The sequence below is a fragment of the Pseudonocardia sp. ICBG1142 genome, from assembly GCF_020496255.1.
Lineage (GTDB): Bacteria > Actinomycetota > Actinomycetes > Mycobacteriales > Pseudonocardiaceae > Pseudonocardia.
The window spans coordinates 563423-580432 of the sequence record NZ_JAHLJC010000031.1 but is presented as its reverse complement, the minus strand read 5'-3'; the positions used below and the strand labels follow the sequence as shown (position 1 = coordinate 580432).

The following is a 17010-nucleotide window of genomic DNA, read 5'->3' as shown; positions in this document are numbered from 1 at the left end:
GTGACCCGTCGCTTTCCAGAGGCGTCTCGACCGCGCGGTCCGTGTGCCTGAGAGATTCCGGGAAGGGGTTGCTCCTTCGGCGCCCGGGCTCGTTCCCCGGGGCTCTCCCGCGCGGCGTCGACGACTACCGGGTCAGCCTACCTGCGTAGTTCTGCGGCGTCGCCGCCTGCGCCGTCTCGTCACACTCGTGTCATGTCGAACACCAGCGCTCCGAACACCACCCCGGCCACCACCGCCGCGTTCCACATGCAGGCGATGCTGTCCTTCGGCGTGTCCCTCGCCGCCGTCGTCGTCGGGACCGTCTACCTGCCCGTCGACGGCTGAGTGAAGGCGTTCCTCGCGATCGCCGTGCTGTACGCGATCACCTCGGCGTTCACCCTGGCGAAGTGTGTCCGGGACCGGCAGGAGTCCCTGACCGTGGTCAACCGGGTCGACCAGGCGCGGATGGAGAAGCTGCTCGCCGAGCACGACCCGTTCCGCTCGGTGGCGTGAGCGGATCCGCCTCAGGAGATGGCCTCAGGAGATGGCGCGGCGCGCGCGGCGGCGCGCCAGCTCGTCCTCGGGGGCCTCGTCGACGGTGCCGCCGTCGGCCCGCTCGGCCGGGAAGTCCTTGATCACGCCGGAGATCTCGCGCATCGCCCCGGAGACGGCGATGCCGAACACGCCCTGCCCGCCCTGCAGCAGGTCGACCACCTCCTCCGGGGAGGTGCACTCGTAGACGGTGGTGCCGTCGGAGAACAGGGTGATGCCGGCGAGGTCACGGATCCCGCGCCGACGCAGGTGCTCGACGGCGATCCGGATGTTCTGCAGCGAGACACCGGCGTCGAGCAGCCGCTTCACGATCTTGAGGACGAGGACGTCCTTGAAGGAGTACAGCCGCTGGCTGCCCGACCCGGCGGCACCGCGGATGGACGGCACGACGAGCCCGGTGCGGGCCCAGTAGTCCAGCTGTCGGTAGGTGATGCCGACGACCTGACACGCGGTCGGGCCGCGGAAGCCGACCAGGCGGTCGGTCACCCCGTCGAGCCCCGCACCGACGAGCGGGTCCGGGAACAGCTCTCCCTGACCCGGCCCCTCGGGTGGTGGCGTCTGCACCGCGCGGTCTCCTTCGTTCGGGACCGTGGACCGTCCTCTACCATGTGACTCTGGGTAGTGGGTGAGTTCCACGGATGTCATCAGTCGAGATGACGGTAGGCCCAGCGGCCGGGGTGGTCAACGCGGCTCGCCGACCTGGGCGTACCGGACACCCGGCCGGGTCGCCGGGCACACAGGGCGTACGGCCGCCGAACGGTCGGTGACGTCGGTGAACGGTCGGACCGCGGTCCGTGCGTTCCCACTGCCGGGTGACGGCGGTGGTGACCCGCACGGATCAGCCCGGCTGGGCACCGCGGAAGTCCTCCGGCGACACGGAGTCGAGGAACTCGCGGAACTTCTCGACCTCGTCCTCCTGCTCGTCGGGGATGACCAGTCCCGCCTCGGCGAGGACGCTCTCGTCGGCGTGCACCGGGACACCGATCCGGAGCGCCAGCGCGATCGAGTCGCTCGGCCGTGCGGACACCGTGACACCACCGTCGAAGATCAGCTCCGCGTAGAAGGTGCCCTCCTGCAGGTCGGTCACCCGCACCTGCTCGAGCCGCCGCCCGAGTGCTCCGATCACGTCCTTGAGCAGATCGTGGGTCAACGGCCGCGCGGGCTTGACCCCCTGCTGCTCCAGGGCGATCGCCGTCGCCTCCACCGATCCGATCCAGATCGGGAGGTATCGGTCGCCGTTCGTCTCCCGCAGCAGCAGGATCGGCTGGTTCGCCGGAAGTTCGACCCGGACGCCCACGACGCGCATCTCGCTCATCAGCCCGCCTCCCCGGCCCTGTCGGGCCTGTCGGACCACCCGGGTGGACACGCCACCCCGGCCGCCCTGATCGCCTTGCTCGCCCTGACCCGCGCGGTGGACCCGACGGCTCCGTGTCGTCACCGTGGTGTCGTCACCGTCGTCGTTGCCACCGCACTGCCACCGACACCTGATGACGCTACACGGCGGTCCGCCCGGACGCGCGCCTCCGGACGGGGAGTGACGGGGTCCGTTCGACGATCGTCACACGCCCGTCGCGCACGGCGTGTCGGCTCGACACCCGCTGGTCCCCGTCCACGCCGAAGGCCCGCCGCACCAGGGGGTACCGGAGCACCCCCGGCCGCGACGGGCCGGTCACACGCGGGGCTCCGTGCACGGCGCCCGCGGCACCGCCGTCAGAGACGGCGGCAGAGACGGCGCGGACGGCGCCACCGCACGGGACCCGGGTCAGCCCTGGGCGCCGGGCTCGCGGGGCCCGGTCAGGAACACCAGGCGGAACTTGCCGATCTGCACCTCGTCGCCGTTGGCGAGCACGGCCGTGTCGACCGGCTCACGGTTGACGTAGGTGCCGTTGAGGCTGCCGACGTCGACCACGACGAACTCACCGGCGTCGCGGCGGAACTCCGCGTGCCGCCGGGAGACAGTGACGTCGTCGAGGAAGATGTCGCTGTCGGGGTGCCGGCCGGCGCTGGTGGTCGGCACGTCCAGCAGGAAGCGCGAGCCGGCGTTCGGACCGCGCCGGACGACGAGCAGCGCCGACCCGGCGGGAAGCCCGTCGACACCCGAGACGGCGGGCTCGGCGGCCGGCTGCTCGACGTCGGCGAGGAAGTCCGCCCGGAAGACCGACGTGGTCTCCGGTGCGCGCTCCGGTGGCACGTCGCGCGGGTCGTTCGTGGTCACCTCGGGGACTCCTCCTCGCGGATGCGGTACCCGGACGGCGTCCGGGCGGGCAGGTCTGTTCGGGGCCGGGTGTCCCGGCCCCTTCCGGACGACACGTCCAGGGGATGTGAACCTACCGGTCGGAGCGGCCGGGGCGATACGGAGGTCCGCGTGCCGTGCTGCGTGGTGCGGCGGGCGGCCGGCTCAGTCGCCGTCGGCCAGCTGGCGGTAGGCGTCGGCGGCGAGCAGGCCGTCGGGCGAGGCCCCGTCGGCCAGCCGGATCTCGACGATCCACCCGTCGCCGTAGGGGGCGGAGTTCACCAGCTCCGGGGCGGCGTCGAGCCCGTCGTTCACGGCGACGACCTCACCGCCGACCGGGGCGTAGATGTCCGACACCGACTTGGTCGACTCGACCTCGCCCATGGCGTCGCCCGCGGCGAGGGTGTCACCGACGGTCGGCAGCTGCACGAACACGACGTCCCCGAGCTGCGACTGGGCGTGGTCGGTGATCCCGACCCGGACCACCCCGGCCCCGCTGCGGCGCACCCACTCGTGGGCCTCGGTGTAGGACAGGTCCGACGGAATCTCCGAGCTCACGCCGCGGAGCCTATCCCCCGGCCCGGTCGTGATCGAACCGGGTCGCCGGGGCAGGGACGCCCGGCGCCGGGCGGCGCAGCGCCAGCCGGAACTGGGCCAGGTAGAGCAGCCCCGACCACAGGTAGAGGGCCACGCCCCAGATGGCGAAGGCGTTCGCGACGACACCGACCACGGCCTCGGCGGGTGTCGGGCCGTCGCCGAGCAGGAGCAGCGGAAAGGCGTAGAGCAGCACGAAGGTGGCGGCCTTGCCGAGGTAGACGACCTCGAAGGGGCCGTAGCCGCGGTGGCGCAGCACGAACACGCAGCCTGCGAGGACGACGTCGCGGGCGACCAGGGCGACCACCGCCCACCACGGGACGATGTCGCGCGCGGCCAGCCCGACGAGCGCGGCCAGGATGTAGAGGCGGTCCACGGCCGGGTCGAGCATGGCGCCGAACCGGCTGAACTGGTCCAGGACACGGGCGAGCTTGCCGTCGAGCCAGTCGGTGAACCCGCCGATCGCCAGCACCGCGACGGCCCAGCCGTCGGCCTCCGGGCCGAGCATCAGCCACAGGAACAGCGGCACCCCGGCCAGGCGCAGCATGCTGAGCGCGTTCGGGACGGTCCAGAGCCGGTCGTCGTCGGTGGGCGGGCCCACGGTGTCGTGCACCGAGTCCCGGACCGTGTCGCGCACCGTGTCCCGGACGGTGTCGCGGGCCTCGCGGACCGAGTCGGCGGCCTCGCGGGCGCTGCGGCGCACCGCGGCCGCCCGTCCGGTGTCGCTCTCCCTGCCCACACCGGGCACCCTAGTCGTCGGGTCGGGGTGTGCGGGGCGCCCCGTCGGGGTGAGGATGGGGACATGACCGACACGAACGTCTCCCTCCGTGACATCCAGGCCCCGCTCAAGCAGCAGTACCGCGACGACCCGGAGTCGGCGGTCATCACCCTGAAGGCCGACGGCGAGCTCGGCTCCGGTGTGGCGTGCAAGGTCTCCACCGGCCAGGCGATGGCCGAGGCGGGCCTGCACCCGGCCACCGGCGGCGACGGCACCCAGCTGTGCTCGGGCGACATGCTGCTGGAGGCCCTGGTGGCCTGTGCCGGGGTGACCCTGCGCGCGGTGGCGACCGCGCTGGAGCTCGAGGTGCACGGCGCCGTGCGGGCCGAGGGCGACCTCGACTTCCGCGGCACGCTCGGCGTCGCGAAGGACGCCCCGGTCGGGTTCCGGGACATCCGGCTGTCGTTCGACGTCGACATCCGCGACGGCGACGCGCCCGCGGCGCAGGACAAGGTCGCGACCCTGGTGAAGCTGACCGAGCGGTACTGCGTCGTCCTGCAGACCATCCAGGGCAGCGCGACCACCTCGGTCGCGGTCAACCCGGCCGCCTGACCCCGCCACGCCACCACCGCGCCGCCACGGACGGTGAACCCCCGACGCCGGGAGCCACCGCCGTCCGGCGGACACCGGACAGCGCCGAACGGCCGTACGTCCTGGTCGGACCGGGTCTGCGCACCACCGTCGCCCGCCGGTGACGTTCCGCTCGTCGCGCGTCACCGTCGGTTCGGCGCCTCGCACGCTCCGAGGTCTCGGGCCTCCGCCGAGGGCCTCCGTACGGTTGATCCGTCCAGGAGTTCGTGACGGGGTGTGCCCGGCGCCGCGAGGAGCGGCGGCGGGGCGGGCGCGGCAGGTGAGACGTGATCAAGCTGGCGGACGCGCTGACGTCCGGGGATCACGTGTGCGCGGTCCCGGACAGCACCGAGCACCTCGGGGAGCTCGCCGCCGCCTACGTCGGGCACGGTCTCGACCGGGGCGAGCGCATCCTCTACTTCGACGACGACGGCGCCGCCGACGTCCTGCTCCGCCGTCTCGCCGAGGACGGCGTCGAGGTCGACGACCCGCTGCGCCGCGGCCAGCTGGAGATCCTGCCCGCCGAGCGGACCCGGCAGACCTTCCGCACCCCGCTCGCCGACGTGTACGCCGGGATGGCCGACGAGATCGTCCGCTCCCGTGAGCTCGGCTGGAACGGCACCCGGATGACCGGGCAGATGCACTCCGTGCTCGACGCGGGTGCCGCCGGCACCCTGCCCGAGTACGACGGCCTGCTGGCCCGGCTGGTCCGCGAGAGCGCGGGCGGGCTGACCGCGCTGTGCACCTACGACGACCACTTCCCCGCCGAGCAGGTCGACATCATGCGTGCCCTGCACCGCGACCACGTCCCGTGCTCCACCGCCTACGACGACGGCCTGCTCCGGATCGTCCGGCTCGGCACCGGTCACGCACGGCTGGCCGGCGAGGTCGACCACAGCAACCGCTCGAAGATCACCTCGCTGCTGCACGCGGCGCTGGACTCCGCACTGCGCTCCGCCGACGCCTCCCCCGACATCGGCCTGGACATGGCCTCGGTGCGGTTCATCGACGTCGCCACCGCGGTCGCGCTGGTGCACGCCGCCGAGGGCTTCCCGGCCACCCACCGCCTGGTGCTGCACCGGGTCCGGCCGCGGGTGCTGCGGGTGCTCGAACGCTGCGGTGCCGCGTTCTCCCCCCAGCTCGTGTTCGACGACCGTCCGCCGGCCCGCGAGGTCGTGCATCCGGGAGGACGGGACCGGTGAAGGTCAACGCCGCTCCCCGCCCGCCCGGCTTCCGGCACGCCCTGGTGCACGCCGACGATCCGGTGGAGCTGCTCGCCGCCGTCGTCCCGGGCCGCGGCGCGGGACACCGGTGCCCGGGTCGCGCTCGACCTGCCGGCGCCGCTGGAACAGGCGCTGCACGACGAGCTCGGCGACGAGGTCGAGCTCGGCAGGCTGACGTCGCTGACCAGCTCGGCCCGGGAGTCCGGACAGACCGTCGCCGCCTGGCGGGCCCGGGAGCTGCGTGCGCTGACCTCGTCGGGCCGCCCGGTGCTGGTGGTCTCCGCGCACGACCCGGACCTCGACGGGGTCGACGGCGGGTTCTGGGTCGAGCTGGAGGCCGCGCTCAACATCTCCCTGGCGGGGCTGCCGGTGCTGCAGGTGTGCGCCTACCCACGGCTGCCGCTGCACGGCGCGGTCGGCGAGTCCGCCGAGGTCAACCACCCGCTGCGGCTGCACGCGTCCGGGCTCGCCGCGAACCCGCGGTACCGCCCGCCCGCCGAGGCGGTCGCGGCCCTGCCGATCGCGCCGCCGCACCTGCTCGGGCCGCCGGACGTCACGCTGTCCTACAACACCTTCGAGCTGTCCCGGGTGCGCGACGCCGTGACCGAGGCCGCCCGGGCCTGCCGGTTCGACACCACCCGCGGCGAGGACATGGTGCAGGCGGTCAACGAGATCGCCACCAACGCCGTCGAGCACGGGTCCCCGCAGGCGGAGCTGTCGGTCTGGGCACGCGACGGCGAGCTGGTCTGCGAGGTCCAGGACAGCGGGGTGATCACACTGCCGCTGATCGGGCTCGCGCCGCCGCACCCGTCGCAGGCGCGGGGACGCGGGACCTGGATCGCCCGGCAGCTCTGCGACAGCCTGCACGTGTGGCGGGCGCCGGACGGCACCCACGTCCGGCTGCTCTCCCGGGCCTGAGGCAGATCTCACGATCCGCCCCCACCCGGATCTCACACCGTGGGCACTGCTGGGCTATCCTCGCAAGCGACGACACCACACGGAGACGCCGCCCGCCGTCCGTGTCGGTGCAGTTCCGTCGTGCCCGCTCCGCGATCCGAGGCCTCCCGCCCGGCGCGCCCCGGCTCTGTGCGGAGCCGACCGCGGGCCGAACGCCACGACCGATCCGGGGAAACGGCCATGTCCGACGACGATCACTGTCGATCCAGTGAGCAGATCACTCCCACCTCCGCCCCGCACGTGCGAGTGCTGGGCTCGTTCGGGCTGCGCGCGGACGACCGCGCCGTCCCGCTGCCGGTCGACTCCCGTCGGCTGGTCGCCTACCTCGCCGTGCACCGGCGTCCGCAGCCGACGGCGGCGCTCGCGGCGACGCTGTGGCCCGGGGTCGGCCCGGTCCCCGCGGCCCGGCTGCTGGACGAGGCCGTCGCCGGCGTCGACGTACCGGGGCTGCTCGACGCCGACCACCTCGGGCGGCTGCAGCTCGCCGACGACGTGGTCGTCGACCTCACCGAGGCCATGCTGCTGATCCGCGGGCTGTCCGCGCCCAGCATGCTGCGCACGGTGCGCGAGATCGGCGCCCCGGAGACCACGCTGCTGGAGTCCGACATCCTCCCGTCGTGGACCGCGCCGTGGATCGCCGTGGAACGCGAGCGGTTCCGCCAGCTGCGCCTGTCCGCCCTGGAGGGTCTGGCCGGCACGCTCACCGCCGCCGACCGGCACGACGACGCCGTCGCCGTCGCGCGCCGGGCCGTCGCCACCGCCCCGAGCCGCGAGCGGTCGCGTCGCGCGCTGGTCGAGGCGCTGCTCGCCGGCGGGCACGTCGCCGACGCCCTCGCCGAGTACGAGGAGTTCCAGCGGCTGCTGCGCAACAGCGTCGGCGCCACCCCGGACTCCGAGCTGGACCGCCTGCTCGCCCCGCTGGACGCGGGCTGGCCGCTCGGCCCGGGTCTGCACCGTCCGACGCAGCGCCTCACCGTGGGCATGCCCGGCATCTCCCGCGGCCCGCAGCGGTCGCGCCGGGTCGTCGCGGGGAGCCCGGCCAGCGCGCGCTGAGCGACCGCACCGCGACACGCCAGGGCACACGCAAGGACGTACACGGAGGGGGCGCGACCGGTCGGTCGCGCCCCCTCCGTCGTGTCCGGGTCCGTCCTGGACGAGATGCGCTCAGTGGAACTGCGGGCGACGCTTCTCGCCGAACGCGGCGAGCCCCTCGGCACCCTCCGGGCCCGCGGCGCAGGTCGCGATGGAGTCCGCCTCCGCCGCCAGCTGTTCGGCGAGGCCCCGGTCCCAGCCGTCGGCCAGGAGCCCGCGAATGCGGCCCAGCGCGGCCGTCGGGCCCTGGGCGAGCCGGTGCGCGACCGCGGCGGCCTCGTCGGCGACCCGGTCGTCGTCGACGACCGAGGCGAGCAGTCCCAGCTCGGCCAGCGTCTCCGCGTCCAGGACCTCGTCGGTGAGCAGGACCCGTCGCGCCCGCGCGGCGCCGATCAGCCGCGGCAGCGTCCAGGTCATCCCGCCGTCCGGGGAGAACCCGATGCCCGGGTAGGCCGGGCGCATCCGGGTCGAGGTCCCGCCGACGGCGAGGTCGCACGCCAGCGCGATGCTCATGCCCGCGCCGGCCGCCCAGCCGGCGACCGCGGCGACCGTCGGCACCGGGCTCGCCGCCAGCGGGCGCAGCATCGAGTGGAAGGTGTCGGCGAGGGAGTGCACGTAGGCGTAGCGGTCCTCGGCGCCGGCGAAGGCACGCACGTCACCCCCGGTGCAGAAGTTCTCGCCGTCGCCGTGCACCAGGACCGCACCGGTCTCGGCCGGGTCGAGCGCCAGCAGCGCCTCGGCGACCTCGGCCACCGCGGGGCCGTCGAGGGTGCCGTGGCGGCCGGTGGAGATGCGGCAGCGCAGCACGCGCCCCTCGCGGGTCAGCGCCGGTGCGCTCGTCGCGGCGCTCACGTGAGCGCCCGCAGCTTCGGTGCGACGTCGGTCGTGAACTGTTCCAGGAACCGGCGCTGGTCGTGCCCGGGGCCGTGGACGACGAGGTGGTTCAGGCCCGCGTCGAGGTAGGGCTTGATCTGCGCGACGGCCTCGTCCGGGTCGGAGGCGACGATCCAGCGCTTCACGACCTGCTCGATCGGCAGCTCGTCGGCGAGCCGCTCCATCTCCCGGGAGGAGTCGACGGAGTTCTTCTGCTCCGGGGTGAGCGACAGCGGCGCCCAGAACCGGGTGTTCTCCCGGGCGGCGTCGGGGTCGCGGTCGTAGCTGATCTTGATCTCGATCATGCGGTCGATGCCCGAGGCGTCCCGGTCGGCCTTCTCCGCGCCCTCCTCGACGGCCGGGATCAGCTTGTCGGTGTAGAGCTCCATGCCCTTGCCCGAGGTGCAGATGAACCCGTCGCCGAAGCGGCCGGCGAACCGCGCCACCATCGGACCGCCCGCGGCGACGTAGATCGGCACCGGCTGCTCGGGCCGGTCGTAGATCATCGCGTCGACGAAGGTGTAGTACTCGCCCTCGGTGCTGACCGACTCCTCGGTCCACAGCGCGCGCATCATCTTCACGGCCTCGCGCAGCCGGGCGAAGCGCTCCTTGAACTCCGGCCACTCCCGCCCGGAGACGGCGATCTCGTTGAGCGCCTCACCGGTGCCGACGCCGAGCGCGACCCGGTTGCCGGTGAGCAGCGCCATCGTCGCGAACTCCTGGGCGAGCACCGCGGGGTTGTAGCGGAACGTGGGGGTCAGCACCGAGGTGCCGATCTGCACCCGCTTCGTGCGCTCCCCCACCGCCGCCATCCAGGGCAGCGCGGCCGGGGCGTGGCCGCCCTCGTGCCGCCAGGGCAGGAAGTGGTCCGACGCCCAGACGCTGTCGAGCCCCAGCTCCTCGGCGAGCACCGCGTACTCGACGAGGTCGCGGGGGCCGAACTGCTCGGCCGACGCCTTGTACCCGATCTTCAGATCCACGGGTCCGTCCTTCTCACGTGATCGCCCGGCGTCCGGTCTGCGGGGCGCCGTTGGTCCTGCAGGTCTTGCTACACCCCGGGAGCGCCCGGCGCAGCACCGCGGCGCCCACGACACACGGGCGGTGACCGGGACCACGCGTCGGACGCGGTGCCCGGTGCCGCGACGTGAGTGCCGGGCGGGGCGCGGCGGGCGGGGCTCGTACGATCGACGACGTGTTCGACGCCTCCGCCCCGGACGAGATCCCGCTCCCGCCCGAGCCCGAGGAGGACTACGGGTACGAGCCCCCACCGGAGGACGCCTGGGCCGCCGCACCCGCACCGGCCCGTGAGCTGCCCGTCCCCGAGCGGGTGCACAGCAGCGACCCGCACGAGATCCTGCGCCGGGTCTTCGGCTACGACGCGTTCCGCGGCGAGCAGCAGGCGATCGTGGAGCAGGTCGTCGGCGGCGGCGACGCGCTGGTGCTCATGCCGACCGGTGGCGGCAAGTCGCTGTGCTACCAGGTCCCGGCGCTGGCCCGGCCCGGGACCGGTGTGGTCGTCTCCCCCCTCATCGCGCTGATGCAGGACCAGGTCGACGCGCTGCGCGCGCTGGGGGTGCGGGCCGGGTTCCTGAACTCCACCCAGGACGCCGACGAGCGCCGCCTCACCGAGCAGGAGTTCCTCGCCGGGGAGCTGGACCTGCTCTACCTCGCCCCCGAGCGGCTGCGGGTCGAGTCCACCGTCCGACTGCTGGAGCGCGGCCGCATCGCGCTGTTCGCGATCGACGAGGCACACTGCGTCGCGCAGTGGGGGCACGACTTCCGGCCGGACTACCTGCTGCTCTCCGAGCTGCCGAAGCGCTGGCCGGACGTGCCACGGATCGCGCTGACCGCGACCGCGACCGACGCGACCCGCACCGAGATCGCCCAGCGCCTGGAGCTGACCGATGCGCGCCACTTCGTGGCGAGCTTCGACCGGCCCAACATCCAGTACCGGATCGTCGCGAAGAACGAGCCGCGTCGCCAGCTGCTGGAGCTGCTGCGCGCCGAGCACGCCGGGGACGCGGGCATCGTCTACTGCCTCTCGCGGCGCAAGGTCGAGGAGACCGCGGAGTTCCTCACCGCGCAGGGCATCCGGGCGCTGCCCTACCACGCGGGGCTCGACGCGTCGGTGCGCCGGGAGAACCAGTCCCGGTTCCTGCGCGAGGACGGCCTGGTCATGTGCGCGACGATCGCGTTCGGGATGGGCATCGACAAGCCCGACGTGCGGTTCGTCGCGCACCTGGACCTGCCCAAGTCCGTGGAGGGCTACTACCAGGAGACCGGCCGCGCCGGGCGCGACGGCGAGCCGTCCACGGCGTGGCTGGCCTACGGGCTCGCCGACGTCGTCCAGCAGCGGAAGATGATCGACGACGGCGAGGGCGACGCCGCGCACAAGCGGCGCCTCGCCCAGCACCTCGACGCGATGCTCGCGCTGTGCGAGACCACCGAGTGCCGCCGGGCCCAGCTGCTGCGCTACTTCGGGCAGAAGCCGGAGTCGGAGCGGTGCGGGAACTGCGACACCTGCCTGACACCGGTGTCCTCGTGGGACGGCACGGTCGCGGCGCAGAAGGTGCTCTCGACGGTGTGGCGGCTGAAGAAGGAGCGCAACCAGGAGTTCGGTGCCGGGCAGGTCGTCGACATCCTGCTGGGCAAGCACACCCCGAAGGTCGACCAGCACCGCCACGACGAGCTGTCGGTGTTCGGGATCGGGACCGAGCTGAGCGACGTCGCCTGGCGCAACGTGCTGCGCCAGCTGGTCGCGCGGGGGCTGCTGACCGTCGGCGGGAACTACTCCACCCTGCGGTTCACCGACGAGTCCCCGGCCGCGATGCGCGGTGAGCAGAAGGTCATGCTGCGCACCGAGCCGGAGCGCACCGCGCGGCCGTCGCGGTCGCGGGGCGGCGGGTCGAAGCCGGCCGTGGAGATGCCGGCCGAGGTCGCGCCGGTGTTCGAGCGACTGCGGGCCTGGCGGGCGGCGACGGCGAAGGAGCAGGGCGTCCCCGCCTACGTGATCTTCCACGACGCGACGCTGCGCGAGATCGCGACACGGTCCCCCGCCGACCGGGCCTCGCTCGGCACGATCTCCGGGATCGGCGAGGGCAAGCTCGCCCGCTACGGCGACCAGGTGATCGACGTGCTGCACGGGGCCGGCTCGTGACGCGCCCGCTGATCGGCATCAGCTGCTACAGCGAGCGGGCCGACTACTGGATCATGCGGGACGACGACGTCGTGCTGGTCCCCCGCACCTACGTCGACATGGTGCTGGCCGCGGGCGGGGTCCCGGTGCTGCTCGCGCCGGTGAACGGCGCCGAGGAGGCCGTGGACGCCCTCGACGGGCTGCTCCTCACCGGCGGCCAGGACGTCGACCCGGCCCGCTACGGGCAGGTGGCCGGCGCGCACACCGACACGCCGCGCACCGGGCGCGACGCCGCCGACGTGGCGGCGCTGCACCGGGCGCTCGGCCGCGGGATCCCGGTGCTGGGGGTGTGCCGCGGGCTGCAGCTGCTCAACGTGGCGCTCGGCGGGACGCTGCACCAGCACCTGCCCGACGTGGTCGGTGCACAGGTCGACGGGGCGCACTCGGCCGGTCCGGGGGTGTACGCGCCGGTGCCGGTGCTGACCGAACCGGGGACCCGGGCCGCGGAGATCCTGGGTCCGGGGCCGGTGACCGTGCGCTGTCACCACCACCAGGGGGTGGACCGGGTCGCCCTCGGGCTGCGGGTGTCCGCCCGCGCCGGGGACGTCGTCGAGGCGCTGGAGTGGAGCGACCCGGCCGGCCCCGGCGGCACGGACGCGCCCTGGGTGGTCGGTGTCCAGTCCCATCCCGAGCGCGACGCCGAGGACCTGCGCCTGGCCCGCGCCCTGGTCGCCGCCGCCACCCGGGCCCGCAGCCGCGCCTTCCGCCCGGTCCGCCTCGCCGGCTGAGCCGGATCCACACCCCCTGTCCGGTGTCCACACCCGCCACGACGGGTGTGCCTACCGGACAGGGGGTGTGGACGCGGGCAGCGGGTGTCCGCGATCGGGGCCAGGCTGTGGGGTCATGACGGAGATGGGGACGACGACGGGTGTCGACTGGAACTCCGAGCTGCTCGCTCAGCTGACGTTCCACTGGGAGACCGCACTGCGCCCGCGGCTGGCCGGGCTCACCGACGACGAGTACCACTGGGAGCCGGTACCCGGCTGCTGGGGCGTGCGCCGCCGCGGGGAGTCGGTGACCCCGCCGGGGGCCGGACCGGGCGACTGGGTGATCGACTTCGCCTTCCCGGCGCCGGAGCCGCCCCCGGTCACGACGATCGCCTGGCGGATCGCGCACGTGGTCGTGGGGGTGTTCGCGTTGCGGTCGCACTCCCACTTCGGCGGCCCGGCGGTCGACTTCGACTCCTACGACTATCCCGGCACCGCGGCCGCGGCCCTGGACGCCCTGGACACCGAGTACGCCCGGTGGACCGCCGGGGTCGCCGCGCTCGGCTCCGACGGCCTGGCCCGGCCGTGCGGACCGGCCGAGGGGCCCTACGCCGACGCGCCGCTCGCGACGCTGGTGCTGCACATCCACCGCGAGGTCCTGCACCACGGGGCCGAGATCGCGCTGCTGCGGGACCTCTACCGCGCCCGCGCCTGAGCAGCCCGCCGAGCGGAGCGCCTACTCTGTTGCACAACGACATCCGGCGGTGCGACGGACGACGGGGGGCCCGCAGTGGGACAGGACACGGACACGGGGCGGACGACGGCAGGGCCGGCCACACGGTCGGGTCCTCGACGCGCGGGGGCAGTGCTGTTCGCCGTGCTGCTCGGCCTGCTGGCCGTCCTCGTGCTGGTCTGGACCGTCCTCGCCCAGGCGCTCGCGCTGGCCCCGGTCGGCTGGTGGGGGCCGCTGCTGCAGGACGTGACGTCGCAGGGGCTGGTGCTCGTGCTCGGGTCGCTGCGCGACGGCCTCGGCGTGTGGAACGTCGTCCTCGCCCTGGTCGGCGTGGCGGCCGCCGCCGGGGTGCGGGCGCTGTCGCGGCGTCGCCGGGCCGGCTCGGTGTTGATCGGCCTCTCCGTGGCCGCCACGCTGGTGGCCGCGGGCACCTACACGGCGCTCGTGGTGACCGTCGCCCGCGACGGCGGCGGGCTGCACCCGTTCCTGCCGGTCTCGCCCGTCCCGGTCGCCGCGCCCGGGCCGGACCGCACCGTCGAGTTCGGTGCTCCGGGCGGGACCCCGCTGCTCGCGGACCTCTACCTGCCCCAGCCGGGCGGCGGTCCCGCGCCGGTGCTGGTGCGGGTGCACGGCGGCGGCTTCGTGCAGGGTTCGCGCGGCCCGTCGCCGTACAACCGGTTCCTCGCCGACAACGGGTACGCCGTCGTCGACGTCGACTACCGGCTCGCGACCGAGCAGGTGCACAACTGGGACACCCAGGTCGGCGACGTCGGCTGCGCGCTCACCTGGGTCGGCACCGCCGGCCCGGCGCTCGGGCTGGACACCTCGCGGGTCGGGATCTTCGGCGAGTCGGCGGGCGGCAACCTCGCGGTCAACGCCGCCTACCTCGACCGCGCCGGGACCCTGGCCCCGACCTGCGGTGACCGCGCCACGCTGCCCCGGGTGCGGGCGGTGGCCGGGATGTACCCGGCGGTCGACCTGACCGCCACCGAGCCGTTCTCCGCGATCGGGCGCCAGGTCGGGGCGGCCTACATCGGCGGGTCGCCGGAGCAGTTCCCGCAGCGCTACGCGTTCACCGACTCGATCACCCATGCCCGGCCCGACTCGCCGCCGACGCTGGTCGTGCAGGGTTCGGCGGACCACCTCGTCCCGGCGGCTCCGGTGGCGCGCTTCACCGCCGCGATCGCCGATCTCGGCGTCCCGACCCGCTACCTGCAGCTGCCCGGCCTCGAGCACGGCGCCGGTGACGCGCTCGGCACCGTCACCCCGGGCACCGAGCTGCAGCGCGCGGCGCTGCTGTCCTGGTTCGACCGCTGGGTGCGCTAGGGCCGGCCGATCCGCTTGAGCACCGGCGGCAGCTCCCCGCTGTGCAGCACCCCGAGCCGCTGGGTGGCTCGGGTGATCGCGACGTAGAGGTCGTTGAGCCCGCGCGGGGACTCGTCGAGCATCTCCTGCGGCTCCACCACGACGACGGCGTCGAACTCCAGCCCCTTCGACGCCGCGACCGGGAGCACCACGACCGGCGCGTCCAGCTCGGACTCCCCCTCGGCGGGCTCGGGGGTGGTGAGCCCGGCGGCGTCGAGGACGGCGCGGACCCGGTCCAGGCGGCCCTGCGGCGTGAGAACGGCGATGCGCCCGTCCCCGACCGCGTCGCGCTCGGCGCGCACCCTCTCGACCAGGATCCGGTCCCCGTCGGCCCCGGCGGGCAGCGCCACCGCCCACGGCGGGACCCCGGTCGAGCGCACCGACGACGGCGGCTGCAGCGAGGCGTCGATCTCGGCGAGCACGTCGTCGGCGACGTCGGCGATCTCCGAGGGCGTCCGGTAGTTCACCGTCAGCTGCTCCAGCCGCCACCGCCGCGCCACGAACGGTGACAGCACCTCGTCCCAGGAGCCCGCACCGCCGCGGTCCCCGGTCTGGGCGATGTCCCCGACCAGGGTCATCGACCGGGCGGGGGCGCGGCGCATGACCATCCGCCAGGCCATCGCCGAGAGCTCCTGCGCCTCGTCGACGATGATGTGGCCGTAGGTCCACTCACGGTCCGCGGCAGCCCGCTCGGCGGTGGAGTCGTAGCGGGAGACCTGCATGCGCTCGGCGAGCCGGTCGGCGTCGATGATGTCGGTGGCGCGCAGCAGCTCGGGGTCGGCCGGGGTCCAGCGCAGGTCCGGGGGCACGTCGGGGCCGGGCGCAGGGCGCTCCAGCAGCGCCCGCTCGGGCGCCGGGATCCGGCGGGCCACCGAGTTGAGCCGGCGGCGGTCGGCGAACAGGTCGGTCAGCAGCTGCTCGGGCGACAGCGTCGGCCAGAGCTCCTCCAGCTGCGCCGCCACCTCGGCGGACTCGGCGAGCTCGTCGCGGATGTCGTCGACGTCGCGCCGGTCCAGCAGACCGGACTCGCCGCCGCCGACACGGCGGGCGACCTGCTGGGCGAGCAGCCGGAGCAGCTCCTTGCGGAAGATGCGGCGGGCCTCGTTGTGCGGCTTGCGGGAACGCCGGGCCCGGGTACGGGCCTGGGCGACGGTGTCGCGGTCGAACACCACCCGCTGCTGTTCCACGACGAGCTCGACCGGGCTGCGCGGCAGCTGCTGCCGGTCGCGCACGGCGGCGGCGATCACCGGTGCCATCTCGGCGCGGCCCTTCAGCTCCGCCGTCGCCGGGGACTCGGTGCGGCGCGCGTCCAGGCCGGGGAACAGCTGCGCGACGGTGCCGAGCACGACGCTGGTCTCCCCCAGCGAGGGCAGGACCTGCCCGATGTAGCGCAGGAACGTCGGGTTCGGCCCGACGACGAGCACGCCGCGCCGGGCGAGCCGGTCGCGGTGGGTGTAGAGCAGGTACGCCGCGCGGTGCAGCGCGACCGCCGTCTTGCCGGTGCCGGGCCCTCCCTGCACGACCAGCACGCCGGACGGCTTCGACCGGATGATCCGGTCCTGCTCGCCCTGGATGGTCGCGACGATGTCGCCCATCCGCCCGGTACGGGCCTGCGACACCGCGGCCAGCAGCGCGGCCTCGCTGGTGAGCCCCGACCCGGAGCGGGCCCGCTCCTCCTCGGACATCTCGGCCAGGTTGAGCGGCTCGTCGTCGATCGCCACGACCTGCCGGAGCCGGGTCCGCAGGTGCCTGCGCCGCCGCATCCCCTCGGGGTTCGCGGCGGTGGCGGTGTAGAACGGCCGGGCGGCGGGCGCCCGCCAGTCCATCAGCAGCGGCTCGTACTCGTTGTCCTCGTCGAGCAGGCCGATGCGGCCGACGTAGCGGATCTCGCCGTCGTCGGCGTCGAGCCGACCGAAGGCCAGCCCGTGCTCGGCGGCGCGCAGCCCGGCGAGCCGGTCGGTGAGCATCTCCGCGGCGGCGTCGCGCTGGGTGATGGCCTGCGGGGTGCCGACGGTCTCCTCGCGGAGCGTGTCGGCCAGCCGGCGCGCGGTGTCGCGGCGGCGGTCCTCGAGCTGCTCGTAGAGCATGGCCACGTAGGACTGTTCGTGTGCCAGCTCCGGGTCGACCGGCGCGGCGGGGTCGGCCCCGGCAGCCGGGG

18 protein-coding genes and 1 riboswitch are annotated in these 17010 nt (G+C 74.4%); of the genes, 10 read left to right on the top strand and 8 right to left on the bottom strand.

The window, feature by feature from the left end; translation table 11 throughout:
* Window positions 1-25: 25 nt before the first annotated feature.
* Window positions 26-120, bottom strand: a riboswitch (glycine riboswitch).
* Window positions 121-192: 72 nt separating this feature from the next.
* Window positions 193-324: a hypothetical protein gene (locus tag KPL59_RS37175; RefSeq protein ID WP_308187881.1), complete on the top strand. Its 132-nt coding sequence runs from the start codon at window positions 193-195 to the stop codon at window positions 322-324.
* Window positions 325-492, top strand: coding sequence for a YiaA/YiaB family inner membrane protein (locus KPL59_RS37170; RefSeq protein WP_308187882.1), 168 nt, complete (start codon window positions 325-327; stop codon window positions 490-492).
* Between the two features lie 24 nt (window positions 493-516).
* Here the strand turns inward: KPL59_RS37170 and KPL59_RS26900 are convergent, their stop codons facing one another.
* The 5 genes from KPL59_RS26900 to KPL59_RS26880 form a co-directional block, all read right to left on the bottom strand.
* Window positions 517-1095, bottom strand: a complete 579-nt coding sequence (locus KPL59_RS26900) for a MerR family transcriptional regulator (protein ID WP_060711889.1) — start codon at window positions 1093-1095, stop codon at window positions 517-519.
* 274 nt (window positions 1096-1369) lie between these two features.
* Window positions 1370-1846 (bottom strand): bifunctional nuclease family protein, encoded by a 477-nt coding sequence (locus KPL59_RS26895; RefSeq protein WP_020623535.1) that lies wholly within the window; start codon window positions 1844-1846, stop codon window positions 1370-1372.
* A gap of 447 nt (window positions 1847-2293) precedes the next feature.
* Entirely contained in the window at window positions 2294-2746 is a 453-nt protein-coding gene (gene garA / locus KPL59_RS26890) for a glycogen accumulation regulator GarA (protein ID WP_062394962.1), read from the bottom strand.
* Window positions 2747-2929: 183 nt separating this feature from the next.
* Window positions 2930-3322: a glycine cleavage system protein GcvH gene (gene gcvH / locus KPL59_RS26885; RefSeq protein ID WP_226362424.1), complete on the bottom strand. Its 393-nt coding sequence runs from the start codon at window positions 3320-3322 to the stop codon at window positions 2930-2932.
* A gap of 10 nt (window positions 3323-3332) precedes the next feature.
* Complete coding sequence (locus tag KPL59_RS26880) at window positions 3333-3971, bottom strand: CDP-alcohol phosphatidyltransferase family protein (protein ID WP_051050132.1); 639 nt, start codon at window positions 3969-3971, stop codon at window positions 3333-3335.
* Between the two features lie 189 nt (window positions 3972-4160).
* On the opposite strand from KPL59_RS26880, the gene KPL59_RS26875 reads away from it, so the two are divergent.
* The 4 genes from KPL59_RS26875 to KPL59_RS26860 all read left to right on the top strand — a co-directional run bounded on the left by KPL59_RS26875 (window position 4161) and on the right by KPL59_RS26860 (window position 7939).
* A complete protein-coding gene (locus KPL59_RS26875) occupies window positions 4161-4688 on the top strand; it encodes an OsmC family protein (protein WP_020623540.1) in 528 nt (175 codons plus the stop codon).
* A 305-nt stretch (window positions 4689-4993) separates the two neighbouring features.
* Window positions 4994-5908 (top strand): MEDS domain-containing protein, encoded by a 915-nt coding sequence (locus tag KPL59_RS26870; RefSeq protein WP_226362423.1) that lies wholly within the window; start codon window positions 4994-4996, stop codon window positions 5906-5908.
* A gap of 288 nt (window positions 5909-6196) precedes the next feature.
* Window positions 6197-6847: an ATP-binding protein gene (locus KPL59_RS26865; RefSeq protein WP_226362422.1), complete on the top strand. Its 651-nt coding sequence runs from the start codon at window positions 6197-6199 to the stop codon at window positions 6845-6847.
* Window positions 6848-7066: 219 nt separating this feature from the next.
* Entirely contained in the window at window positions 7067-7939 is an 873-nt protein-coding gene (locus KPL59_RS26860; protein ID WP_083695912.1) for a BTAD domain-containing putative transcriptional regulator, read from the top strand.
* Between the two features lie 111 nt (window positions 7940-8050).
* Here KPL59_RS26860 and KPL59_RS26855 read toward each other — a convergent pair whose 3' ends face one another.
* Both KPL59_RS26855 and fgd read right to left on the bottom strand, forming a co-directional pair.
* Window positions 8051-8830 carry an enoyl-CoA hydratase/isomerase family protein gene (locus KPL59_RS26855; protein ID WP_020623544.1) on the bottom strand — a complete coding sequence of 260 codons (780 nt, stop codon included), beginning with the start codon at window positions 8828-8830 and terminating at the stop codon, window positions 8051-8053.
* Complete coding sequence (gene fgd, locus KPL59_RS26850; RefSeq protein ID WP_226362421.1) at window positions 8827-9831, bottom strand: glucose-6-phosphate dehydrogenase (coenzyme-F420); 1005 nt, start codon at window positions 9829-9831, stop codon at window positions 8827-8829. The genes KPL59_RS26855 and fgd overlap by 4 nt, the downstream gene beginning before the upstream one ends.
* A 329-nt stretch (window positions 9832-10160) precedes the next feature.
* Here fgd and recQ point away from each other — a divergent pair, with 329 nt between their 5' ends.
* From recQ to KPL59_RS26830, 4 genes are all read left to right on the top strand, one after another.
* Complete coding sequence (gene recQ, locus KPL59_RS26845) at window positions 10161-12008, top strand: DNA helicase RecQ (protein WP_226362831.1); 1848 nt, start codon at window positions 10161-10163, stop codon at window positions 12006-12008.
* The gene (locus KPL59_RS26840) at window positions 12005-12775 is read left to right on the top strand and encodes a gamma-glutamyl-gamma-aminobutyrate hydrolase family protein (RefSeq protein ID WP_226362420.1); all 771 of its coding nucleotides are present in this window, start codon (window positions 12005-12007) and stop codon (window positions 12773-12775) included. The genes recQ and KPL59_RS26840 overlap by 4 nt, the downstream gene beginning before the upstream one ends.
* A 115-nt stretch (window positions 12776-12890) precedes the next feature.
* Window positions 12891-13469, top strand: coding sequence for a DinB family protein (locus tag KPL59_RS26835; protein ID WP_226362419.1), 579 nt, complete (start codon window positions 12891-12893; stop codon window positions 13467-13469).
* 150 nt (window positions 13470-13619) lie between these two features.
* Complete coding sequence (locus tag KPL59_RS26830; protein ID WP_226362418.1) at window positions 13620-14813, top strand: alpha/beta hydrolase; 1194 nt, start codon at window positions 13620-13622, stop codon at window positions 14811-14813.
* Here the strand turns inward: KPL59_RS26830 and KPL59_RS26825 are convergent.
* Window positions 14810-16939, bottom strand: coding sequence for an AAA family ATPase (locus tag KPL59_RS26825; RefSeq protein WP_226362830.1), 2130 nt, complete (start codon window positions 16937-16939; stop codon window positions 14810-14812). The genes KPL59_RS26830 and KPL59_RS26825 overlap by 4 nt on opposite strands.
* Between the last annotated feature and the right edge of the window lie 71 nt (window positions 16940-17010).

Coding starts and splice junctions, on each gene's coding strand:
- KPL59_RS37175 (WP_308187881.1), top strand. CDS start 193: ATGTCGAACACCAGCGCTCCGAACACCACCCCGGCCACCACCGCCGCG.
- KPL59_RS26895 (WP_020623535.1), bottom strand. CDS start 1,846: ATGAGCGAGATGCGCGTCGTGGGCGTCCGGGTCGAACTTCCGGCGAAC.
- KPL59_RS26875 (WP_020623540.1), top strand. CDS start 4,161: ATGACCGACACGAACGTCTCCCTCCGTGACATCCAGGCCCCGCTCAAG.
- KPL59_RS26860 (WP_083695912.1), top strand. CDS start 7,067: ATGTCCGACGACGATCACTGTCGATCCAGTGAGCAGATCACTCCCACC.
- KPL59_RS26835 (WP_226362419.1), top strand. CDS start 12,891: ATGACGGAGATGGGGACGACGACGGGTGTCGACTGGAACTCCGAGCTG.
- KPL59_RS26825 (WP_226362830.1), bottom strand. CDS start 16,939: ATGCTCTACGAGCAGCTCGAGGACCGCCGCCGCGACACCGCGCGCCGG.